The organism is Aquihabitans sp. McL0605, from assembly GCF_049993875.1.
Taxonomy (GTDB): Bacteria; Actinomycetota; Acidimicrobiia; order Acidimicrobiales; family Iamiaceae; genus Aquihabitans.
In genome coordinates this window covers 918639-940430 of record NZ_CP188252.1, presented here as the reverse complement: position 1 = coordinate 940430, position 21792 = coordinate 918639, and the positions used below count along the sequence as shown (strand labels likewise).

At 71.7% G+C, this 21792-nt stretch carries 18 protein-coding genes; 10 read left to right on the top strand and 8 right to left on the bottom strand.

Annotation, left to right across the window (positions count from 1 at the left end):
• Genes ACPPVX_RS04175 through ACPPVX_RS04165 form a run of 3 tightly spaced genes read right to left on the bottom strand, consistent with a single transcriptional unit; the run spans window position 1 to window position 1974 of the window.
• Complete coding sequence (locus ACPPVX_RS04175) at window positions 1-663, bottom strand: ferric reductase-like transmembrane domain-containing protein (protein WP_426573634.1); 663 nt, start codon at window positions 661-663, stop codon at window positions 1-3.
• Window positions 660-1610: an FAD:protein FMN transferase gene (locus ACPPVX_RS04170; protein ID WP_426573633.1), complete on the bottom strand. Its 951-nt coding sequence runs from the start codon at window positions 1608-1610 to the stop codon at window positions 660-662. The genes ACPPVX_RS04175 and ACPPVX_RS04170 overlap by 4 nt, the downstream gene beginning before the upstream one ends.
• Window positions 1600-1974, bottom strand: coding sequence for a hypothetical protein (locus ACPPVX_RS04165; protein ID WP_426573632.1), 375 nt, complete (start codon window positions 1972-1974; stop codon window positions 1600-1602). The genes ACPPVX_RS04170 and ACPPVX_RS04165 overlap by 11 nt, the downstream gene beginning before the upstream one ends.
• A 170-nt stretch (window positions 1975-2144) precedes the next feature.
• On the opposite strand from ACPPVX_RS04165, the gene ACPPVX_RS04160 reads away from it, so the two are divergent.
• Together ACPPVX_RS04160 and pth are read left to right on the top strand one after the other, a co-directional pair.
• Window positions 2145-2795, top strand: coding sequence for a 50S ribosomal protein L25 (locus ACPPVX_RS04160; protein ID WP_426573631.1), 651 nt, complete (start codon window positions 2145-2147; stop codon window positions 2793-2795).
• A 23-nt stretch (window positions 2796-2818) separates the two neighbouring features.
• Window positions 2819-3433, top strand: a complete 615-nt coding sequence (pth, locus tag ACPPVX_RS04155; RefSeq protein WP_426573630.1) for an aminoacyl-tRNA hydrolase — start codon at window positions 2819-2821, stop codon at window positions 3431-3433.
• Window positions 3434-3448: 15 nt separating this feature from the next.
• Here pth and ACPPVX_RS04150 read toward each other — a convergent pair whose 3' ends face one another.
• Window positions 3449-4315 (bottom strand): DUF6159 family protein, encoded by an 867-nt coding sequence (locus ACPPVX_RS04150; protein WP_426573629.1) that lies wholly within the window; start codon window positions 4313-4315, stop codon window positions 3449-3451.
• Between the two features lie 201 nt (window positions 4316-4516).
• Here ACPPVX_RS04150 and mfd point away from each other — a divergent pair, with 201 nt between their 5' ends.
• Window positions 4517-7903, top strand: a complete 3387-nt coding sequence (gene mfd, locus ACPPVX_RS04145; protein ID WP_426573628.1) for a transcription-repair coupling factor — start codon at window positions 4517-4519, stop codon at window positions 7901-7903.
• Between the two features lie 23 nt (window positions 7904-7926).
• On the opposite strand, the gene ACPPVX_RS04140 is transcribed toward mfd, so the two are convergent.
• Entirely contained in the window at window positions 7927-9390 is a 1464-nt protein-coding gene (locus tag ACPPVX_RS04140) for a hypothetical protein (protein WP_426573627.1), read from the bottom strand.
• Window positions 9391-9469: 79 nt separating this feature from the next.
• Window positions 9470-10636, bottom strand: a complete 1167-nt coding sequence (locus ACPPVX_RS04135) for a phosphotransferase family protein (protein ID WP_426573626.1) — start codon at window positions 10634-10636, stop codon at window positions 9470-9472.
• Window positions 10637-10749: 113 nt separating this feature from the next.
• Between ACPPVX_RS04135 and ACPPVX_RS04130 the strand changes: the two genes are divergently transcribed.
• From ACPPVX_RS04130 to ACPPVX_RS04110, 5 genes are all read left to right on the top strand, one after another.
• A complete protein-coding gene (locus ACPPVX_RS04130) occupies window positions 10750-11937 on the top strand; it encodes a peptidyl-prolyl cis-trans isomerase (protein ID WP_426573625.1) in 1188 nt (395 codons plus the stop codon).
• A 2-nt stretch (window positions 11938-11939) separates the two neighbouring features.
• Window positions 11940-13265 carry a MazG nucleotide pyrophosphohydrolase domain-containing protein gene (locus ACPPVX_RS04125; protein WP_426573624.1) on the top strand — a complete coding sequence of 442 codons (1326 nt, stop codon included), beginning with the start codon at window positions 11940-11942 and terminating at the stop codon, window positions 13263-13265.
• Between the two features lie 120 nt (window positions 13266-13385).
• A complete protein-coding gene (gene eno / locus ACPPVX_RS04120; RefSeq protein WP_426573623.1) occupies window positions 13386-14672 on the top strand; it encodes a phosphopyruvate hydratase in 1287 nt (428 codons plus the stop codon).
• Complete coding sequence (locus ACPPVX_RS04115) at window positions 14673-15035, top strand: FtsB family cell division protein (RefSeq protein ID WP_426573622.1); 363 nt, start codon at window positions 14673-14675, stop codon at window positions 15033-15035.
• 70 nt (window positions 15036-15105) lie between these two features.
• A complete protein-coding gene (locus ACPPVX_RS04110) occupies window positions 15106-16278 on the top strand; it encodes an acyl-CoA dehydrogenase family protein (RefSeq protein ID WP_426573621.1) in 1173 nt (390 codons plus the stop codon).
• 57 nt (window positions 16279-16335) lie between these two features.
• On the opposite strand, the gene ACPPVX_RS04105 is transcribed toward ACPPVX_RS04110, so the two are convergent.
• Complete coding sequence (locus ACPPVX_RS04105; RefSeq protein ID WP_426573620.1) at window positions 16336-18252, bottom strand: DUF4214 domain-containing protein; 1917 nt, start codon at window positions 18250-18252, stop codon at window positions 16336-16338.
• A gap of 54 nt (window positions 18253-18306) precedes the next feature.
• Window positions 18307-20208, bottom strand: a complete 1902-nt coding sequence (locus ACPPVX_RS04100) for a DUF4214 domain-containing protein (RefSeq protein ID WP_426573619.1) — start codon at window positions 20206-20208, stop codon at window positions 18307-18309.
• 116 nt (window positions 20209-20324) lie between these two features.
• Between ACPPVX_RS04100 and ACPPVX_RS04095 the strand changes: the two genes are divergently transcribed.
• Together ACPPVX_RS04095 and ACPPVX_RS04090 are read left to right on the top strand one after the other, a co-directional pair.
• The gene (locus ACPPVX_RS04095) at window positions 20325-20837 is read left to right on the top strand and encodes a DUF501 domain-containing protein (protein ID WP_426573618.1); all 513 of its coding nucleotides are present in this window, start codon (window positions 20325-20327) and stop codon (window positions 20835-20837) included.
• Between the two features lie 11 nt (window positions 20838-20848).
• Window positions 20849-21781 carry an exopolyphosphatase gene (locus tag ACPPVX_RS04090; RefSeq protein WP_426574988.1) on the top strand — a complete coding sequence of 311 codons (933 nt, stop codon included), beginning with the start codon at window positions 20849-20851 and terminating at the stop codon, window positions 21779-21781.
• The last annotated feature ends 11 nt before the right edge of the window (window positions 21782-21792 follow it).

The following is a 21792-nucleotide window of genomic DNA, read 5'->3' as shown; positions in this document are numbered from 1 at the left end:
TCAGAAGGGACGGCCGGGCCGCTGGGGCCGGGCGTCGAGCCGGGTCCGGGCGTGCACGAGCACCGGTTCCGTCTGTTCGACACCCACGGCCGGCACGGGCCCGGCGGACCGGACCGGGATCCTCGACGGCGGTGGGTTCTTGGCCTTCTCGACCTCGCCGATGATCCGGATGGTCGTCAGCCCGGCGATGGCGGCGGTGACCAGGGCCGCCGCGGCGATCCCGATCGTGGTGCCCAGCTCGGTGCCCGCGGTGATCGCGTGCGAGGTGGCGGTGAGGAACAGCGGGAAGCTGAGGAAGTGGATCTTCCGCCACGCCGAGGTGGGGATGTGCTTCTTCAGGAGCGAGGTGGCCTCGACCGCGATCAGCAGGTAGCCGCTCACCACACCCCAGGCGATCGCCCAGGGGCGCCATGCCGAGGCGAACGGGACCAGCACATCGGCCGCGCCGAAGTGGATGAAGTTGTCGCCCACGGCGCCGGCGACGTGGATGCCCACGAAGACGACGGCCAGGCCCGAGAGGCCCCGGTGGAGGTCCTGGATCCAGTTGGGCCGGACCTTCTTGCCGAGGGCCTTCGAGGACAGCAGCAAGCCGAAGATGATCGACGCGCTGAGCAGGGCCCAGGCCACCAGCCCGGCGGCTCGGTTGATGTACCACCAGGTCATGTCGGCACCTCCGTGAGGGGAGCGGGCGCGCGTCCCGGGATCGGGATCGAGAAGCGGTAGAAGTCGGCGGTGGGGTGCAGGCCGCCGTGGTCGTCGACCAGCAGGGCCGATGCCCCCATCGATTCGACGAGCGCCAGGCCCTCCTCCAGGCCGGCGACGACGGCGGCTTTCGCGAGCACCTCGGCCTGCCAGCCGTGGCCGGCGAGCACCGAGGCGGCCACCACGTCGGTGGCGGTCGGCCGCCCGGTGCCCGGGTCGATCAGGTGGTGGTGGCGCTCGCCCCCGATGGTCCACGCCCGGCGCAGCACGGTGGAGGTGGCCACCGCGCCGTGGTCGATGACGACGCGCGCCAGGGGCTGGCCGGTGGCGGCGGGGTCGAGGTCGACGAACCAGTCCTCGCCGGCGGGTGCGCAGCCGACCGCCCGCAGGTCGCCGCCGATGTTGATCAGCACGCCGGCGGCGCCCTCGCCGTCGATGCGGGCGGCCACCAGGTCGGCGGCGAGGCCCTTGCCCACGCCGCCGGGGTCGAAGCCGACGTCGGCCGGGAGACGCACCGCCAAGGCGGCGGCATCGACGTCGATGCCGCCGACCCCTTGACCGAGGGGGCTGGTGGGCGCCGCGGCGCGGTCGAGGCCGACCAGCTCCTCGTAGCTGCGGTCGTAGCCGGCCCGGATCACATCGCCGAGCACCGTGGGGTCGAAGCGGCCCTGGGTGACGACGCTGGCCAGGATGGCGCGCTCGACGAGCTCGACCGTCTCCGGGGACACCCGGACCCAGTCTCCCGATCGCACGGCGAGCTCGGTGACCTCACTGGTCGGCAGGAAGCGGCTCCAGAGCTGCTCGAGCCGTTCGATCTCGGCCTGCGCGAGCACGGCCAGCTCCGGGTCACCGTGGACGACGACGTGGACCGTCGTGCCCATGGCCCGGAACCGGCGTTCAGCTTCCATGGCTCTGGGTCGTCGCCTGCTGCGACGACGTCGAGTTGCTCGACGTCGAACTGCTGCCCGACGAGCCGGCCGAGGTGGCGGCCCAATCGTCGGAGGAGCTCGAAGCGGTGGTGGCCCCCGTCGTCGCGGTGGTGCCGGACCCGCTCGAGCTGGTGCCCGAGCCGCTGGTGGCGACCGTCGAGCTGGTCGCGGGGGCACTGGTCGCGGCGCTGATCGCCGCGTTGGCGGCGAAGGCGCCGGTGAGCGCGAGGAACGATCCGACGCTGACCATCGCCGCCCTCTTGCGGGCCTTCTTGGCGGGGTGGGGGCGGCGGCGCCGGCGAGGTGTCGGAGCCGCTGGGTTCGGGGGAGGGGTGGCTTCCATGCACCCCACCCTCCGCCTCGTTCCTGTGAACCGCCGCAGAGTCGGCGGGGGATGCCCACAGAGCGCGGAACGGGCCCGAATGGGAGCCGGTGCGGGCCGGAACCTAGGCTGGCAAGCCGTTCATCCAACCGACAAGCGCTCCGGCGCGATCTCTGAAGTAGGAGCTACCGATGGCTGAGATCACCCTCAAGGCAACCACTGGCCGCGAACTGGGCAGCGGCCCGTCCAAGCGGATCCGCGTCGAGGGCAAGGTCCCCGGCGTGGTCTACGGCCTCGATGCCGACCCCATCCCGGTCACCGTGGAGTGGAAGCCCCTCCGCGAGGCGCTCACCACCGACGCCGGCCTCAACGCCCTGATCGACCTCGAGGTCGACGGCGACGTGGCCCTAACCATCGTCAAGGAGCTCCAGCGCCACCCGATCCGCGGCGACGTGCTCCACATCGACTTCCTCCGGGTGAGCGCCGACGCCGAGATCACCGTCGAGGTGCCGATCGTGCTCGAGGGCGAGGCCAAGGCCGTCCTCAGCGAGGGTGGCACCGTCGACCACCTCCTGCACGCGCTGGCCATCAACGCCAAGCCCGCCGACATCCCGAACGAGATCGTCGTCGACATCTCCGACCTGGAGATCAACGGCTCGATCCACGTGTCCGACATCAAGCTCCCCTCCGGCGTCAGCACCGACGTCGACCCCGAGGAGTCCGTCGTCACCGGGACCCAGGCGTCGATCGAGACCGAGCCGGCCGCCGGCGAGGAGGGTGCCGAGGCGGCGCCCGCCGCTGAGGGCGAGGCCCCCGCGGCCGAAGGCGACGGCGAGGGCTGACGCCCCCGTCGGGGGATGACGCCATGGCGTTCCGACGCTCGCCGGAACGGCGAGGAACCCCCGCAGATCTGGTGGTGCTCGGCCTCGGCAACCCCGGGGCCGAGTACGCCCACTCGCGCCACAACGTCGGGGCCGACGTCGTGGAGCTGCTGGCCGAGCGCCACGGCGGCCGCCTGAAGGCATCCACCAAGGAGCGGTCCCTGGTGGCCGAGGTGCGCATCGGCGCGGCCCGGGTGGTGCTGGCGTTCCCGCAGACCTTCTACAACGAGGCGGGCAACGCGGCGCGCCTGCTGCTCGAGCGCCACGGCATCGACGACCTCCACAAGCTGGTGGTCGTCCACGACGAGATGGACCTCCCGCCCGGCAAGCTCAAGGTCAAGATCGGCGGCGGGCTCGCCGGCAACAACGGGCTGAAGTCGATCAAGGCCCACCTCAAGACCGAGGAGTTCGTGCGGGTCCGCATCGGCATCGGCAAGCCGCCCGGGCGCCAAGAGGGCGTCGACCACGTCCTGCGCAAGCCGGGCAAGGCCGACAAGGCCGAGATCGACATCGCCATGCGCGAGGCGGCCGACGCGGTGGAGGCGATCCTCGCCGAGGGCGCCGAGGCGGCGCAGACCCGCTTCAACCAGCGGGCCTGACCGGACCGGCTCGGCTCAGCTGCCGAAGCCGAAGGACCGCTTGGCGCCCTTCTGGCCGAAGGCGTCGGCCAACGGGACCTGGGCGAACTCCTGGGGCAGGGGCGCCTGGGTGGCGTAGCGGTACAGGGCCAGCTGGAACACGGCGGTCATGGCGGTGGACCAGCAGCTGACGGCGATGAGCCACACGGCGCCGAGGGCCACGGCGCCCACGATGACCGGCACGCTGCCCGAGGCGATGCCGAGCCCGATCACGAGCAGCCCCGGGATCGAGAGCACGAAGGCGATCAGCCCGATGCCCAGGTTGACGATCAGGTTCTCGCCCCAGGTGGTCTTGAGCAGCAGGGCGGAGCGCTTGATGGCGGTGCCGACGCCGACGTCCTCGAAGACCACGATGGGCAGGACCAGGAACGTCACGACCGCCCACGCCATCCCGACGAGGCCGATCACGAGGCGGCCCAGGATGCCGGCCCGGTCCTCGAGCGAGCGCAGGATGATGGACACGGTGGCGGTGACGATGGCCCAGGGGAGGATCTTCCCGGCTCGGGCCGTGGCCCCCGACAGCGCCGAGCCCAGCGAGGGGCTGCCGCCCTTCATGCGCTCATCGGCCCCGCACAGCAGCGCCGTCTTGAAGAAGACGGCCACGTAGGCCAGCACCAGGTACATGAGGAACAGGCCGACGTAGCTGACGACGTTGGGCGCGATGGTGGTGGCGCCCGCCGCATCGGTGGTCCGCGACGTCAAGCCGATCGGCACCAGGAAGGTGGCGGCGATGGCGAGCGACGCGATGCCGGAGATGAGCGGCAGGAACATGAGCTCCTTGTCCTGGCTGAGCACGCGCCACGAGGCTCCGGCCAGCTGCTTCGATCGCGCCCAACGTCCCATGCGGCACCTCCGTGTGCTCCGAGGCCCCAGTCTGCCGCGGGGGCGGCCGGGTCGGAGCCACGCCGCCCGATCGCGGCGCATCCGGCCCGGACCGGTCGGTCCCGGCGGTCGGCCCGGTAGCGTGGTGCGGCCTTCGACCCCCGGTGCGCCCGCATCGGGGGCGTTCCACGCGCGTACCGCTGCTGCAAGGACCTGCCCTCCATGGCCCTGACCGATCTCCCCGTGCTCCTGCGAGACGAGCCCGCGCTCCTGCAGGTGCTCGGCCGCAGCGCCGCGGTCCTGGCCGTGCCGGAACCGGCGCGCCCGATCGCCATCGCCGGCCTCGCCACGGTCGGGAGCCGCACCCCCATCCTGGTGGCCGTGGCCACCACGGCCGAGGCGGAGCGCCTGGTCAGCGACCTCACCACGTTCCTGGGCCCCGATGCCGCCGAGCTCTTCCCGGCGTGGGAGACGCTCCCGTTCGAGCGGGTCAGCCCCAACATCGAGACGATGGGCCGGCGCCTGCGCACCATCTGGCGGCTGCGGGCGGGCGGCGAGCACCTGCCCCAGGTGGTGGTCGCCCCCGTGCGGGCCCTGGTCCAGCGGCTCGGCCCCCACGTCGACGACACCGCGCCCCTCGTGGTCCAGACGGGGGAGCAGCGCGACCAGGCGGCCCTGGTGGGGTGGCTCGGGGCCAACGGGTACCGCCGCGAGGGCCAGGTCGAGCACCGGGGCGAGTTCGCCGTGCGCGGCTCGATCGTCGACGTGTTCGGCTCCACCGCCGATGGCCCCGTCCGCATCGACCTGTGGGGTGACGAGGTCGACCGCCTCACCGCCTTCTCCGTGAGCGACCAGCGCTCCACCGGAGACCTCGACCACGTCGAGGTCTTCCCGTGCCGGGAGCTGCTGCCCACCGACGACGTCCGCGAGCGGGCGACCAAGCTGGTGGCCACCGAGCCGTGGGGGCGCGAGCAGTGGGAGCGCTTGGCCGAAGGGCAGCTGTTCGACGGCATGGAGAGCTGGCTGCCGTGGCTGGTCGACGACCACCGCACCGTCGTCGACCTGCTCCCGCAGGGGTCCCAGGTCCTGCTGCTCGAGCCGCGCCGGCTGCGCGACCGCGCCGCCGACCTGCTCGCCGAGGAAGCCGACCTGGCCTCGTCGCTGGCGCGCACCTGGGAGGTCGGCGACGACGGGGCGTTCCCGCCGCTCCACGCCGAGTTCGCCGAGCTGTTCACCGCCGTCGACCTGCCGGTGTGGTCCGTCACCGTCACGCCCGAGGGCCCCGACGTGGCCACCATCGCCGCCACCGGGTGGAACCCGGTCGTCGGCGACGGCGAGGGCCTCACCAACCAGCTCCGCCAGCTGCTCGACGACGGCTACCGCATCGTGGTGGCCGCCGACGGCGAGGGCTCGGCCCAGCGCCTGGGCGACCTGCTGCGCGACCGCGGCCTGGCGCTCGACGTGGTGGTGGGCGCCCTGGAGCGCGGCTGCGTGCTCAGCAGCATCAAGGTGGCGGTCCTGGCCGAGTCCGACGTCACCGGCCGGCGCCGGGCCCACCGCGCCCCCAAGCCGCGCAAGCGCGACACGGCCGGGTTCTTCGACGACCTGAAGCCCGGCGACTACGTCGTGCACCACCAGCACGGCGTCGGCCGGTACGGGGGCATGGTCAAGCGGGCCATCGGCGGCGTCGACCGCGACTACCTGCTGCTCGAGTACCGGGGCGACGACAAGCTGTACGTGCCGTCGGACCAGATCGACGCTGTCCGCCACTACACGGGCGGCGACAGCCCCGCCCTGTCCAAGCTCGGCGGCGGCGACTGGACCAAGACCAAGGCAAGGGTCAAGAGCGAGGTCCAGGCCGTCGCCCAGGAGCTGGTGGTGCTCTACCAGAAGCGGCTCCACGCCCCCGGCCACGCGTTCCCGATCGACACCCCCTGGCAGCGCGAGCTGGAGGACGCGTTCCCGTACCGGGAGACGCCCGACCAGGTGAAGGCCATCGACGAGGTGAAGGCCGACATGGAGGCCGACACCCCGATGGACCGTCTGGTCTGCGGCGACGTCGGCTTCGGCAAGACCGAGGTGGCGGTGCGCGCCGCGTTCAAGGCCATCCAGGACGGCAAGCAGGTGGCGATCCTCGTTCCCACCACGCTCCTGGCCACCCAGCACTTCCAGACCTTCAGCGACCGCTTCGCCGCCTTCCCCGTGCGGGTCGAGGTGCTGTCGCGCTTCCTCACCGCCGGCCAGGCCAAGGCGGTGGCCGAGGGCGTGCGGTCCGGCGAGGTCGACTGCGTGATCGGCACCCACCGGCTGCTGTCCGAGGACATCGAGTACAAGAACCTCGGCCTGCTGGTGGTCGACGAGGAGCAGCGCTTCGGCGTCTCCCACAAGGAGCAGATCAAGCAGTTCACCAACAACGTCGACGTGCTCACGCTGTCGGCCACGCCCATCCCGCGCACGCTCGAGCTCTCGCTCACCGGCATCCGCGACCTCACCTTGCTCAACACCCCGCCCGCCGAGCGCCAGCCGATCCTCACCTACGTCGGCGAGTACGACGAACGGGCGGCGGCCGAGGCCATCCGGCGCGAGCTGCTGCGCGAGGGCCAGGTGTTCTTCGTGCACAACCGGGTCCGCGACATCGAGGACTGCGCCCGCGGCATCCGCGAGCTGGTGCCCGAGGCTCGCGTCGCGGTGGCCCACGGTCAGATGGACGAGGGCTCGCTCGAGAAGGTGGTCATCGACTTCTGGGAGGGCGAGTACGACGTGCTCGTCTGCACCACCATCATCGAGTCGGGCATCGACATGCCCACGGTCAACACGCTCGTGGTCGACCGGGCCGACCGCCTGGGCCTGGGCCAGCTCCACCAGCTGCGCGGCCGCGTTGGACGATCGGGCCAGCGGGCCTACGCCTACCTGTTCCACCCCCGCGACGTGGCCCTCAGCGAGGACGCCTACGAGCGGCTCAAGACCATCGGCGAGGCCACCGAGCTGGGCTCGGGCTTCCGCATCGCCATGCGCGACCTGGAGATCCGCGGCGCCGGCACGCTGCTCGGCACCGGCCAGAGCGGTCACATCTCGGCGGTGGGCTACGACCTGTACGTGTCGATGGTCCACGAGGCCGTGCAGGAGCTGAAGGGCGAGCCGGTCCGCGAGCCGGCCGAGGTGAAGCTCGACCTGCCCATCGACGCCAACCTCTCGCCGGAGTACGTGCCCAAGGAGGAGCTGCGGCTCGAGGCGTACCGGCGCCTGGCCGAGGTCACCACCGACGCCGAGGTCACCGACATCCGCACCGAGTGGGAGGACCGCTTCGGGCCGGTGCCCGAGGAGGCCGTCCGCCTCCTCGACGTCGCCCGGCTGCGGGCCGAGGCCCACCGCTTGGGCGTGCGCGAGATCAACGTCACCAAGGGCCCGGCGTTCGGCGGACCGGCATGGACGGCCCGGGTGTCACCCCTGGTGCTCAAGACCAGCCAGCAGGTCCGGCTCCAGCGCCTGTTCCGCGGGGCCGTCTACAAAGAGGCGGCCGAGCAGCTCATGCTCCCCATCCCCAAGACGCCCGACCTCGCCGGCACCCTCGTCGAGCTCCTCCACAACCTCATCCCCCCGGCTGAGTAGCCGGCGGCGGCTCGGGCCCGCGGTCAGTACACGCCGAAGTCGGTGACCGAGAGCCCGGTGCGGTTCTTCAGGGTCAGGATCGGGCGGAGCTCGCTGGCCGACACCCGGGCGTCGTTGCCCGCCGACTGGAACACCACGAGCTGGGAGGTGGTCCCGTTGTCGACGAGGAACAGCCGGCGATCGCCCGTCGCGTAGCGCGAGGTGGCACTCCCGATCGCCGCCGCCGCGTGGGCCATGGTGAGGCTGCTCAGGTTGCGGGTGATCACGACCAGCTCGCTCTTGGGACTGAACCCGCCGGGCCCGGTCCGGTTCGTCGGGCGGTCGAGCCTCGGCTCGCCCTGGCTCCCGATCGCCCAGCCCGAGCTCACCAGGACCCGGTCTGACTTGGTGGCGAAGTCGGTGATCACGTCGAGCCCGGTGACCGACGGCACGAAGAAGCTGTCCGAGCCGCCACCGCCGGTGAGCGTGTCGTCGCCCTGGGCACCGTTCAGCCCGTTGGGAGCACCGTTGCCGACCAGGGCGTTCTTGAGCTCGTTGCCGCTGAGGTTCTCCGCCCCGGTGCCGGTCAGGGCGCCGTTCTCGATGTTGGCGGGGAGCCCACCGCCGATCGGCGTCTTGAGGAGGTCGGTCCCCTCGCCGGCCGCCTCGACCACGGCGTACGACTGGCTGGTGATGACGTAGGTGTCGTCGCCGGTGCCGCCCTCGAGGTCGTCGCCCGAGCCTTGGATCAACGTGTCGTTGCCCCCGAGGCCGTGGAGGTGGTTCTGGGCCTCGTTCCCCACCAGGACGTTGGGCCCCTGGTTGCCGGTGCCGTCCGCGGGGGTGGAGCCGACGAGCGTGAGGTTCTCGACGTTGGGGGTGGTCAGGGCGTAGGTGGACGGGGTCTCGATGGTGTCGGTGCCGGCGCTGGCCTGCTCGACCACGGTGTCGGCCATGGCGGGGTCGATGGCGTAGGTGTCGTTGCCGGGCCCACCCTCGAGCACGGCCGGTCCGGGCGGGGAGGAGTAGGTGGGCGTGCCGAGCAGCCGGTCGGGCCCGGCGCCGCCGATGAGGTGGTCGAGGCCGCCGAGGCCCATCAGCAGGTTGGCCTTGCTCGATGCTGCAAGGGACCAGGTCTGGGCGGCGCCATCGGTGGCGTTCGAGGTGGTCCCGTCCCCGATGCGCACCACGCTGCCGTCAGCGAAGGTGACGTTGGTGGTGGACACCCCGGCGAGGAAGAGGCCGTTGACGTACACCGTCTTCGCCGCCGCGGTGACGATCAGGCCGTTGTAGCCGTCGTTCAGGCGCACCGACGCCGCCGAGATGGCGGGACCGTCGAAGCGGAGCACGTCGGCGTCGGGATCGAACACCACGGTCTGGCCCGCCGTGAGGGTGCTGAACAGGTACGTGGTGCCGGCGGCGCTGGCCGGCGAGCCGGGGAGCACGAGGCTCGCGCCCGCGAGCACGAGGGCGATGCACCCGATGATCAGCTTCTTCGAACCCCGCACCGCCGCCCCCTCGAACCTCACGTTCCGTGCCGAGGGTAGCGCGTTGGGTGGCGCCGACGGGGGTGGGTGGGCGCGTCGGTCAGAGGCCGACCTGGCCCCAGTAGGTGCCGTCGAGCATCGCCCGGAGGGTGGCCTTGTGGATGATCATGTCGTCGAGGTCCTCGGGCTCGACGGCCTCGCCGAACAGGACCGCCCGCTCGGTGACGCGGCGCATGACGGCGCCGTGGCGCATGGCGGAGTAGGCGATGTGCCACTTGAGGTCGCCCGGGGCCAGGCCCGTGGCGTCGGCGTAGCTGTCGGTGATGTCCTTGGCCGACATGTAGCCGGGCATCCCGGGCAGGCCGAGGTCGGTGGTGATGTCCTGGAAGAAGAGGTGGAGGTACGCCATCCAGCCGAGGTCGACCTCGGGCGGGGCCACGCCGGCCATCTCCCAGTCGAGGACCGCCACCACCTCGAAGTCGGCGAACATCATGTTGCCGATCCGGGCATCGCCCCACGACAGGGCGTCGGGCAGGCAGTCGGTGGGCAGGTTGTCGCGGAGCCAGGTGAAGCAGTCGGCGAGCAGCGGCGAGGGCTTGTCGCCCACGACCCACCGGTGGTAGCCGTCCCACTCGGCGAGGTGGCGCTCGAGGGCCGTCTCGCCCTCCTGGTCGTACTGGAGCGACGAGAGGTCGTGGGTGAGCGGCGTGATGGCGTGGATGCCGGCGACGGCGCGCACGGCCGACTCCTGCAGCTGCGAGCGCTGCTCGGACGAGGCGCTCTCGAGCCAGTTGTCACCGAACGTGTACGGCAGGACGTCGCGGGGGACCTCGCCGTCGATGCGGCCCATCACGAAGAACGGGGCGCCGATGATGGAGCGGTCGGCTTCGTACCAGAGGGTCTCGGGGACCGGGACGTCGGTGGCCTCGGCCACGAGCGACATCACGTCGAACTGCATGGCCAGGTCGTAGGTGGGGAACACCGGGATCTTGTCGAGCTCGGGCTCGATGCGGGCGACGCAGCGGCGGTCGACGGTGGCTCCGTCCTCGGTCCACCGCGCGTCGAACAGGATCGTCTCCGACGACATGCCGTTGCCCTCGGGGGTCACCACGCCCGACACCTCGGGCGAGGCCCCCTCGGGGAGCACGCCGGCCAGCCACTGCTCGATGAGGCGGCCGAGCGCCTCGGGGTCGCGGGTGGAGGTGGTGAGGTGGTCCGTGGGGAGGTCGGCGGGGCCGCCCAGCTCGGCGGTGGGTTCGGTGGACATGGAACCGGTTCTAGTCGCGCCACCCACCGTGTGCTGTACGTCACCCCGTCGCACCCGGGCCGTCCGATCCTGCCGATTCCCGGACGGGGGCGCAGGCGTAGCATCCTGTCCTCGTGGAACCGCGTCGAACCTCTGTCCGCCGTGCCGGCCTCGTCGGCATCGCCTTGGCCCTCATCGTCGGGGCGTCCGCCTGCTCCGGAGCATCGGTCGGTCCCGCACCCGCGGCCACCGTCAACGGCACCGACATCTCGCAGAAGACGCTCGACCAGATGGTCAAGGGCTACAGCGCCCTCATCAAGGCCGAGGGCAAGGCCGTGATCGCCAACCTGAGCCAGCCGTCGGCCGACGGCACCCCCGCGGCCACCGGCGCCCAGCTGGCTTCGCAGACCGCCAGCGTCGAGGCCCAGATCAAGCAGCTGGGCGCCAAGGTCGACAAGAGCGGCGACACCTACCCCACCGAGGGCGCCGCCAGCATGCTCACCGAGCTGATCAAGCGCGAGGTGATCGCTCAGGCCGTCGACGCCGCCGGCGCCAAGATCACCGCCGACGACCGGGCGAAGGCCCTGCAGAGCGTCGAGTCGAGCTACCCCACCGTCGACAAGGCGTCGAAGCTGGTGCGGACCACGTTCGTCGAGTCGGCCGCCGGGCTCATGGCCCTGCAGAGCCACGCGCCGAAGAAGTACCAGGACGCGCTCGCCGCGGCCTCGGCGCAGTACGAGGCCCAGCTGAAGTCCATCTATGAGCAGCAGATCGACTCGTTCAACCAGGTGTGCGCCCGGCTGATCGGCACCAAGGACGAGGCCTCGGCCAAGGCCGCGAAGGCGCGGATCGAGGGCGGTGAGGACTTCGTCACCGTCGCCAAGGACGTGTCGGTGGTGGATGCCGCCGCCGCCACGACGGCCCAGTGCTACGCCGCCGACCAGATCAACCAGGCCTTCGGCACCACGGCCAAGGCCGGCGACCTCCTGGGCCCCATCGCCAACGGCGGCAACTGGGCGCTGCTCGCCGTCGACGAGGTGAAGCCGCAGACCTTCGAGGCGGCGCGCAGCACGATCGCCCAGCAGGTCACCGACCAGTACACGGCGGCGGCGCAGGCCGCCCTGTCGACCTACATCGGCAAGCAGCTCGTGAAGGCGGCCGACGTCACGGTCGACCCGCGGTTCGGCACCTGGGACGACAAGACGCTCTCGGTGACGGCGCCGAAGGTGCCGGCTCCGGTCACCCCCGCCGAGATCGCCAAGGCGAAGGCGGCGGCGAAGGCGGCGGCCACCACCACCGTGCCGGCCGCCGCCGGCTCCTGACCTTGGGGCGCATCACGGTGGTGGGGCTCGGTCCCGGCGATCCGTCGCTGGTCACCGCCGGCACCATCGCCGCGATCGACCGCGTGCCCGCCGAGGCCCGGTTCCTGCGCACCGAGGTCCACCCCTCGGCTCACATGGTGGCGGGTGCGTCCACGTTCGACCACCACTACGAGACGGCCGACACCTTCGACCAGGTGTACCGCCGGATCGTCGACGACCTCATCGCCGCCGCGGCCGACCACGACGAGGTGCTGTACGCGGTCCCGGGATCGCCGCGGGTGCTCGAGCGCACCGTCGACCTGCTCGACGAGGCCGGCCGCGACGGTCGCGCCGAGGTCGAGGTGCTCGCCGGCATGTCGTTCGTCGACCTGGCCTGGGTCCGCCTCGGCATCGATCCGTACGAGGAGGGCGTCCGCCTCATCGACGGCCACCGCTTCGAGGTGGCCGCGGCAGGGGAGCGGGGCCCGCTGCTGGTGGCGCACTGCCACAACCAGCGGGTGCTGTCCGACATCAAGCTGGCGGTCGACGAGTTCCCCAGCACACCCGTCGTCGTGCTGCAGCGCCTCGGGCTGCCCGACGAGTCGGTCGCCACCGTCGAGTGGGCCGAGCTCGACCGGTCGTTCGAGCCCGACCACCTCACGTCGGTCTACATCCCCGAGCTGGCCCAGCCCGTGGCCGGCGAGGTGGCGGCGTTCGTCGCGCTGGTCGCCAAGCTGCGCGCCGAGTGCCCGTGGGACGCCGAGCAGACCCACCGCACCCTGACCCGCCACCTGCTCGAGGAGACCTACGAGGTGCTCGAGGCCCTCGACGAGGTGGGCGACGGCGGCCCCGACACCGACCCCGAGGCCTACGCGCACCTCGAGGAGGAGCTGGGCGACCTGCTGTTCCAGATCGTCTTCCACACCACGCTCGCCACCGAGGCCGGCGCCTTCGGCCTGGGCGACGTGGCTCGCGGGGTGCACGACAAGCTGGTGCACCGTCACCCGCACGTGTTCGGCCTGGTCACCGTCGACGGTGCCGACGAGGTGATCGCCAACTGGGAGCAGATCAAGAAGGTGGAGAAGGGCCGCGAGTCGATCTTCGACGGGATCCCCAGCGATCTCCCCGCCCTGCTGTACGCCCTCAAGGTCACCAAGAAGGCGTCGACGTTCGACGTCGTGCCCGATCCCACCGACGCCACCGTGGGCGGCCAGCTGCTGGCGCTCGTGGCCGCCGCCCGGGCCGCCGACGGCGACATCGATCCCGAGACCGAGCTGCGCGCCGCGGCCGCCCGCCTCCGCGACCGCGCCAAGGCCGTCGAAGCGAACCAACCGCCCGAGATTGCGTAGATCCCCGCTGCGATGCGACGGTCAGCGACGCCGTTTCGGCTGGGGAGGCGGGGATCGCCGGAACCGGCGCACCTCGACCACTAGCCTTTTCCCACTGTCACCAGGAGCACCACCACCGCAATGAGCACCATCGACCACGTCATCGGCCGCGAGATCCTCGATTCGCGCGGCAACCCCACCGTCGAGGTCGAGGTGTTCCTCGACTCGGGTGCCGTGGGCCGCGCCGCGGTCCCGTCGGGTGCATCCACCGGCCAGTTCGAAGCGGTGGAGCTGCGCGACGGTGGCGACCGCTTCGGTGGCAAGGGCGTGTCGATCGCCGTGGCCAACGTGAACGGTGAGATCAACGACGAGCTCGAGGGCCGCGACGCGCTCGACCAGCGCGACTGCGACCGGGCCCTGCTCGATCTCGACGGCACCGACAACAAGGCCCGCCTCGGTGCCAACGCCATCCTCGGTGCGTCCCTCGCCATCGCCAAGGCGGCGGCCGAGGAGCTGGACATCCCGCTCTACCGCCACGTCGGCGGCACCAACGCCCATGTGCTGCCGGTGCCGATGATGAACGTGCTCAACGGTGGCATGCACGCCGACAACAACGTCGACTTCCAGGAGTTCATGGTGATGCCGGTCGGTGCGGCCAGCTTCACCGAGGCGCTCCAGTGGGGCACCGAGACGTACCACGTGCTCAAGGGCATCCTCCACGACAAGGGCCTGTCCACCGCGGTGGGCGACGAGGGTGGCTTCGCCCCCGACCTGCCCGACAACGAGGAGCCGCTCAAGCTCCTGGTGCAGGCCATCGAGAAGGCCGGCTTCACGCCCGGCACCGACATCGCCATCGCCCTCGACCCGGCCAGCTCCGAGGTGTTCAAGGACGGGGCCTACGTGCTCGAGGGCGAGGGCCGCACCCTGAGCGGCGCCGAGCTCGCCGACTACTGGGCCGACCTGTGCGGCCGGTACCCGATCGTGTCGATCGAGGACGGCATGGCCGAGGAGGACTGGGACGGCTGGGCCTCGCTCACCGCCAAGCTGGGCGACCGCGTGCAGCTGGTCGGCGACGACCTGTTCGTCACCAACACCACCCGCCTCGCCCGCGGCATCGCGGCGGGCAGCGCCAACTCGATCCTCATCAAGGTCAACCAGATCGGCACCCTCACCGAGACCCTCGACGCCGTCAGCCTCGCCAACCGCAACCGCTACACCGCCGTGATGTCGCACCGCTCGGGCGAGACGGAAGACGCCACCATCGCCGACCTCGCCGTCGCCACCAACTGCGGCCAGATCAAGACCGGTGCGCCGGCGCGCAGCGACCGCGTCGCCAAGTACAACCAGCTGCTGCGCATCGAGGAGCAGCTCGGCGACGCCGCCGCGTTCCTCGGTTCGGCCGCGTTCAACCAGGGGGCTCGGGGCTAGATGGCGCCGAAGGGGAAGATCCGCGCCCGCCGCCGGGCCGTCATGGGCCTCGTCGTCACCGTCATCATGGTGGCGGTGCTGCTGTTCGCGGTCTTCCCCACGCGCACCTGGCTCCAGCAGCGCAAGGACACGGCCGCCGCCGCGTCGGAGCTGGCCCAGGTGCAGGCCGAGAAGGCCAAGGTCGAGCAGGAGCAGGCCAAGCTCAAGACCAAGGAAGAGATCGCTCGCCAGGCCAAGGAGACGCTCAACTACGTCTACAAGGGCGAAGAGGCGTACGCCATCCTCCCGGCCCCCACCGACCCCATCGGCCTGCCCGAGGGGTGGCCGTTCACCGGGGTCGAGCGGGTCTTCGGGGCCCGCTGAGCACGGTCGCCTTTGCTGATCTTGACGTCGGTGTCGAAGTCGGGCCTGGGTTCGGCCTAGCGTCCCGGTCATGGACTTCGCTCCCGACCCCGACCACGAGGCCATCCGAGAGGGCGTCCGCAACGCCTGCACGCCGTTCGACGACGACTACTGGCGCACGTGCGACACCGAGCACGAGTTCCCGTGGGACTTCTACCGGGCCATGGCCGACGGCGGCTGGATCGGCATCGCCATGCCCGAGGAGTACGGCGGCGGCGGGCGTGGGGTCACCGAGGCCTCGATCGTCGTGGAGGAGGTGGCGGCCTCCGGAGCCGCGATGAACGGCGCCTCGTCGATCCACCTGTCGATGTTCGGGATGGGCCCCGTGATCAAGCACGGCTCCGAGGACCTCCGCTCGCGGGCGCTGCCGTCCGTCGCCAGCGGCGAGCTGCACGTGGCGTTCGGCGTCACCGAGCCCGACGCCGGCACCGACACCTCGCGCATCACCACCCGGGCCACCCTCGCCGCCGACGGCAGCCACTACCTCGTGCGGGGCCGCAAGGTCTGGACCACCAAGGCGCCGTACTGCCAGAAGGTCCTGCTGCTCGTCCGCACCACGCCGCGCGACCAGGTCGCCAAGCCCACCGACGGCATGACGCTGCTGCTGGCCGACCTCCAGCGGCCCGAGGTCACCATCACGCCCATCCCGAAGGCCGGGCGCAACGCGGTGGTGTCGTGCGAGGTGGCCTACGACGACCTCCCCGTGCCGGTCGAGGACCGCATCGGCGAGGAGGGCCAGGGCTTCCGGTACCTGCTCGACGGCCTCAACCCCGAGCGGATCCTCATCGCGTCGGAGGCGCTCGGCACCGGCCGTGCCGCCCTGCGCCGAGCGGTGGCCTACGCCAACGAGCGGGTGGTGTTCGACCGGCCCATCGGCAAGAACCAGGGCATCGCGTTCCCGCTCGCGCAGGCCCACATGGGCCTGCGCGCCGCCGAGCTGGCGATCCGCGACGCGTCGTGGCGCTACGACCAGGGCCTGCCGAGCGGCGAGGCCGCCAACACCGCCAAGTACCTCGCCGCCGAGGCCGGCTACCGCGCCGCCGACCAGGCCGTCCAGACGCTGGGCGGCATGGGTTACGCCAGCGAGTACCACGTCGAGCGCTACTGGCGCGAGGCCCGGCTGATGCGCCTGGCCCCGGTGAGCCAGGAGATGGTCCAGGCCTACGTGGCCACCAACGTGCTGGGGCTCCCGAAGAGCTACTGACGGGCGGCTTCAAGCGGTGCTGCTCGGCCGTGCTGCTCACCGCCGTGGGCGGCAGGGCTAGCTGAGGTTGAAGTACTCGGTGCCGGCGGCGAGCGTGGCGATCAGCTGCTCCTCGCCGTGGGCCTGGGCCAGGGTGGTGACCCAGGTGTCGGCTTCGGCGGTGGTCGGGAAGCGCCGCACGAAGCGGAGGTACTGGTCCTTGACGATGTTGCGCCGTGCTTCGGTGGACGCCAGGAACTGGAGGGCGATGGTGCCGCGGTCGGCGCCGGCGTTCAGCTTGTCGGTCCAGTAGGCCTTGCCGGCGGCATCGGGGAGGCGGCCCAGCACGTCGGCGTAGGCCTGCTGCATGTACGAGGCGTTGGTGCCGCCGGCCTTGTTGAAGTACTCGTTCGAGCCGAACAGCTGGGCGCGGAACTTGATGAGGGGCTTGCCGCTGGCGAGGCTGCTCACCCAGTAGGCCCGGCCGCTCGGGTCGCCCGCCCGGTGCAGGTACTTCACGAAGACGCGGTCGACGTCGAGCGTGCGGTACTCGTCGGCGTCCATGAGGTCGCTGACGGCCTGCGCCCGCGTCTTGGTGTGGGCGTCCAGCTGACCGGCCAGGACGGTGCGGGCGCTGTCGGTGGGGAACCGGAAGTCGAGGTCGCGCGTGACGCGGTGGGCGAACGACTGGTTGGGGGTGGGCCACGGGTTGTGGACGATCGCCGCGCCGAACTGGCGGACGGTGATGACGCCGTAGCCCGAGGTCGGGGTGATCGTGAGCACGCTGGTGGCGGTGCCGCTGGTGCTCCAGGTCCCCGACGGGACGGTGATGTCGGCGAGGTTGCCCGCCCCGCTGCCGCCCTCGACGTTGATCGTCTTCCCGGCCAGGGCGTAGGCGTCGACCAGGCCGTGGTCGGCGGGGTCGGAGGCGGACCGGTACAGCAGCTCCTCGATCCGGGCGATGCTCGCGGGCAGCTGCTGCAGGCCGGGGCGCTCGAGGCTGTTGGTCACGACGGCAGATGAGGCGGCGGTGCCGGGCCGGATGCGGGACACGGCGTCGCCGTCGGACTGGGCGAGCTTGTAACTCGGCCCGCCGGTCGACGGGTTCACGGTGCGGCCGCCCGAGCGCAGGCCCTGCTGGTCCCAGATGAAGTCGAGACCACCGCCGGGGTTGATGGTGTCGGTGTCGCTGTCGGAGAAGATCGTGTCGTTGCTCGGGCCGCCGGTGAGGGTGTTGGTGCCGGTCTCGCCGGCGATCACCGCCGGGATCGGACCGCCGGTGACCACGTCGTTGCCGTCCTGGCCGTCGGCGCGGGCGTTGGTGACCGTTCCGCCCGCGGCGATGCCGGTGAGCGAGAGGTGGTCGTCGCCGCCCTTGCCATCGAGCCAGATGAACTCGGCGGTGGAGGTGGTGTAGGCGTGGGAGCCCGACGAGTTGGTCACCGTGACGGTGGTGTTGGCGCCCGCCGTCGAGCTGGCCATGGTGTCGGGGGTGGCGAGCCCGTTCACCTGGAGGGTGTCGAACTGGGTGCCCGAGGGATCGGTGCCCAGATCGATCAGGGTGTTGGCGACGCTGTCGGCCTCGACGTCGACGGTGTCGATGCCGTTGCCCATCGTGAGCGAGTCGGCCTGACGGGTGTCGCTCACGATGTCGGACCCGTCGCCCAGGCTGACGGTGAGGAACGGGTGGGCGCTGAACACCGCGGCGTCGAGGTCGGTGCCGTTGATCCGCTGGGCGCCGGCGTCGCCGACCACGGTGGCGTGGGTGAGCGACCCGCAGGCGAGCGCGGGCGTGGCCACGGTGCCGTTGACCGCCACGTTCCCCGTGACGCAGCCGAACCCGACCGTGGCCGTGCCCGAGGCCACGACGATGAGCTGGGTGCCGCTGATGGCCTGGGTGACGCCCGCCCCGGCGGGGGTGGGCGAGGCCAGCACGAGCAGCCCGGCCAGGGTGGCGCCCGCCAGCGCGGTGGTCGTGGTCTTCCAGCGGAGCATCGTGGGTCACCTCGGGATCGGTCGCGGTGGTCGGGTCGCCGGCCGCGGCGGTTGCTAGCTGCGGTTGTAGTAGCCGGTGCTGCCGGCGAGGAACGCGATGAGGTCCTGTTCGCCGGTGTCGCCGGGGAGGGCGTTCACCCAGGTGGTCTGCTCGCCGGTGGTGGGCTTGCGGTCCAAGAAGCGCAGGAACTGGTCGTCGACCAGGCGGCGGCGGGCCTCGGCCGAGTCGATGAACTGCAGGGCCACCGAGCCGCGGTCGGCGCCGGCGTCGAGCTTGGCGGTCCAGTACGCCTGGCCGGACGGGTCGGGCGCTCGTCCAAGGACGTCGGCATAGGCCTTGACCATGTACAGGGCGTTGGTGCCGCCGGCCTTGGTGAAGTACTCGTTGCTGCCGAAGAGCTGGGCCCGGAACTTCCAGAGCGGCTTGCCGGCGGCGATGCTGTTGATCCAGTACGTGCGGCCGCCGGGGTCGCTGGCCCGGTGCAGGTACTTCACGAAGACGCGGTCGACGTCGAGGCCGCGGTACTCGTCGGTGTTCATGGCGCCGGTGATGAACGCGGCCCGGGTGGTGGTGCCGGCGGTCAGCTGGTCGGCGATCTGGTCGCGGCCGATCGGGTTGGGGAACCGGAACAGGAGGTCGCGCGTCGCCCGGTGCACGAAGCCGGCGTTCAGGTTCCCGGTCCACGGACCGTGGATGCTGACGTCGCCCATGTCCTTGATCGTGATGTGACCGAGCGTGCTGCTGGTGGGGGTGATCTCGGCGGTCGTGTCCGAGGTGCCGCTCCAGCTCCACGTCCCCGTGGGCACCGTGATGTCGGCCAGGTCATTGTCGGGGTTGTCGCCGGTGACCACGACCGTGGTGCCGATCTGGGGGGCCACCACGTCGAACAGGTGGCGGGCATCCAAGGTGGTGCTGTAGCCGCTGTCGGCGGTCATCCGGGTGAACGCGCTGCCGAGCTGCTGCTGGCCCGGACGGTCGAGGCTGGCGGTGATCTGCGACTGGGAGCTCCCGAGGGGCCGGTACCGGATCACGGCGTCTCGGCCCGTCCCGGTGGTGCCGAACCACTGGTCGCTCGTGCCCTCGTTGGCGATGGTCCGCCCCAGGTGCAGCGAGGTCTGGTCGTAGACGCTGTTGGTGCTGCCCGTGCCCGGGTGGATGTCGTCGGTCTCGGACTCGCTCGTGAACGTCTCGATGCCGGTGCTGCCGGTCATGACGTTGGTCCCGGACCCTCCGTAGAAGTAGGCGTAGGTGGGCCCACCGATGAGGTGGTCGTCGCCGGTCCCGCCGATCAGGCGCTGGGTGGTCACCGACGTTCCCGGCGGGACGCCTGCGACGCTGATCGTGTCGTTGCCGCTGTTGCCCTGCAGGCTGAGCGTCTCGGCGTTGAGCGCCGTCCGGGCGACGGCGGTGGTGCCGTTGTTCAGGGCGAGGGTCACGGTGGAGCCCGAGGCGCTGGCGGTGATGGTGTCGTCGCCGCTGCCCCCGTCGACCGTCAGCTGGTCGCTGTCGGCACCGAGGTCGACGGAGGCGTCGGTCACCCCGGACGTGGTGACGTAGGCGACGTCGTTGCCGGCGCCGGTGTTGAGCGTGTCGGCCCGGGCCGTGCCGTACACGTAGTCGGCCCCGGTGCCCGTGAGGGCCACGAGGTACGGGTGGGCGGCGAACACCGGGTCGTCGAGCTGCTCGCCGTGCACGGTCTGGCTCCCGCTGTCGCCCAGCACGTTGACGTGCGAGACCGTGGCGCACGGCACGGTGGGGCTGGCGAAGGTGCCGGAGATGCGGATGTTGCCGCCGTTGCAGTCGAACGACACCGAGACTTCGCCCGCCGCCGACACGTTCACGGTGGTGCCCGACGAGGTGGCGGTGACCGCCGCGCTGGCCGTGCCGGCCAGCGGGCCGACGATCAAGGTCGCGCCCAGGGTCGCGCCGGTGGCGATCATGGTCCGTACCCGCATGCGGAACCCCTTCGTCAGCGGTCGGCGGCAGGTGCCGGCCGGTCCGGACATTGTTCCATGACTGCATCGGCAGCTCCGGCGATCGACCTGAGCGCGCGCCTCGGTAGCCTCAGGCGGTGCCCGACCCCCTCCCTCCCGTCGTGCTGGTCGACGATGCGCCCACCGCCGACGATGTGGCCGAGGTCGCCCGGCTCCTGGGCCGCCGGCCCGGCGGCGCCTTCACGGTGGTGGTCCGCCACGCCCACGACCGGTCGCCGGTGGTCATCCGCAACGAGCCGCTGCTCGACGACGGCCGCCCCATGCCCACCCGCTACTGGCTGCTCGGCGAGCCCGAGCGGACGATGGTCAGCCGGCTCGAGAGCCGGGGCGGGGTGCACCGGGTGGAGGACGAGATCGGCCTCGACGTCATCGCCGCGGCCCACGACGAGTACCGGACCGAGCGCGACGCCGCCCTGCCCGAGGGGTGGGACGGCCCTCGGCCGTCGGCCGGCGTGGGTGGCACCCGCGTGGGCGTGAAGTGCCTGCACGCCCACTACGGCTGGTACCTCGCCGGCGGCGACGACCCGGTCGGCCGCTGGGTCGCCGACCACCTGGCGGCGGGCGACGGCGACCGTGAGAGGATCGACTGATGGGCGAACGGGTGGCGGCGATCGACATCGGCACCAACTCCACGCGCCTGCTCGTCGCCGAGCGCGGCGACGACGGGGTGCCGCTGCGCACGGTCGAGCGGATGATGCGCATCACCCGCCTGGGCCAGGGCGTCGACAAGACGGGGTCGCTCGCCCCCGAAGCGATCGAGCGCACCGTCGCCGTGCTCGGCGAGTACCGCACGGTCATGGACGACCTGGGCGTCGCCGCCGGTCAGGTGCGGATGACCGCCACGTCGGCCAGCCGCGACGCGGCCAACCGGGACGTGTTCTTCGACGCCGCCGAGGCGGCGGTCGGCGTCCGCCCCGAGCTGCTCTCGGGCGACGACGAGGCCGAGGTGTCGTTCCGGGGCGCCACCGCCGACCTCGACCCGGCACGCGGCCCGTTCCTGGTGTTCGACCTCGGCGGCGGCAGCACCGAGTTCGTCTACGGCACCACCGGCCCCGACGGCAGCATCGGCGCCGGCATCTCCATCGACATCGGCTGCGTCCGGCTCACCGAGCGGTTCTTCGCCACCGACCCGCCCGCCCCCGAAGACCTCAGCGCGGCCATCAGCTACACCGACACCTGGCTCGACGACGTGCAGCGGGCCATCCCCGAGCTGGGCGAGGCGCAGACCGTGATCGGGCTCGCCGGCACCGTCAGCACCGTGGCCGCCGTCGAGCAGGGCCTGGCCAACTACGACCGCGACGCGATCCACCACTTCGAGCTCACCAAGGAGGCGGCCGAGGACGTGTTCCGCACCCTCGCCACCGAGCGCCGCGCCGACCGGATCCACAACCCGGGGCTCGAGGAGGCGCGGGCCGACGTGATCGTGGGCGGCTGCTGCGCCCTCGTCGCCATCCTCCGCCGTCTCGGCATCGAGCAGATCCTGTGCAGCGAAGCCGACATCTTGGATGGCCTGGCGCTGTCGCTGCTCGGGTAGCGGGCGAGCCA

What these genes read in the sequence shown, in the direction of transcription:
- ACPPVX_RS04175 (WP_426573634.1), bottom strand. Translation starts at nt 663, where the DNA reads ATGACCTGGTGGTACATCAACCGAGCCGCCGGGCTGGTGGCCTGGGCC.
- ACPPVX_RS04170 (WP_426573633.1), bottom strand. Translation starts at nt 1,610, where the DNA reads ATGGAAGCTGAACGCCGGTTCCGGGCCATGGGCACGACGGTCCACGTC.
- ACPPVX_RS04165 (WP_426573632.1), bottom strand. Translation starts at nt 1,974, where the DNA reads ATGGAAGCCACCCCTCCCCCGAACCCAGCGGCTCCGACACCTCGCCGG.
- ACPPVX_RS04160 (WP_426573631.1), top strand. Translation starts at nt 2,145, where the DNA reads ATGGCTGAGATCACCCTCAAGGCAACCACTGGCCGCGAACTGGGCAGC.
- pth (WP_426573630.1), top strand. Translation starts at nt 2,819, where the DNA reads ATGGCGTTCCGACGCTCGCCGGAACGGCGAGGAACCCCCGCAGATCTG.
- ACPPVX_RS04150 (WP_426573629.1), bottom strand. Translation starts at nt 4,315, where the DNA reads ATGGGACGTTGGGCGCGATCGAAGCAGCTGGCCGGAGCCTCGTGGCGC.
- mfd (WP_426573628.1), top strand. Translation starts at nt 4,517, where the DNA reads ATGGCCCTGACCGATCTCCCCGTGCTCCTGCGAGACGAGCCCGCGCTC.
- ACPPVX_RS04135 (WP_426573626.1), bottom strand. Translation starts at nt 10,636, where the DNA reads ATGTCCACCGAACCCACCGCCGAGCTGGGCGGCCCCGCCGACCTCCCC.
- eno (WP_426573623.1), top strand. Translation starts at nt 13,386, where the DNA reads ATGAGCACCATCGACCACGTCATCGGCCGCGAGATCCTCGATTCGCGC.
- ACPPVX_RS04115 (WP_426573622.1), top strand. Translation starts at nt 14,673, where the DNA reads ATGGCGCCGAAGGGGAAGATCCGCGCCCGCCGCCGGGCCGTCATGGGC.
- ACPPVX_RS04110 (WP_426573621.1), top strand. Translation starts at nt 15,106, where the DNA reads ATGGACTTCGCTCCCGACCCCGACCACGAGGCCATCCGAGAGGGCGTC.
- ACPPVX_RS04105 (WP_426573620.1), bottom strand. Translation starts at nt 18,252, where the DNA reads ATGCTCCGCTGGAAGACCACGACCACCGCGCTGGCGGGCGCCACCCTG.
- ACPPVX_RS04100 (WP_426573619.1), bottom strand. Translation starts at nt 20,208, where the DNA reads ATGCGGGTACGGACCATGATCGCCACCGGCGCGACCCTGGGCGCGACC.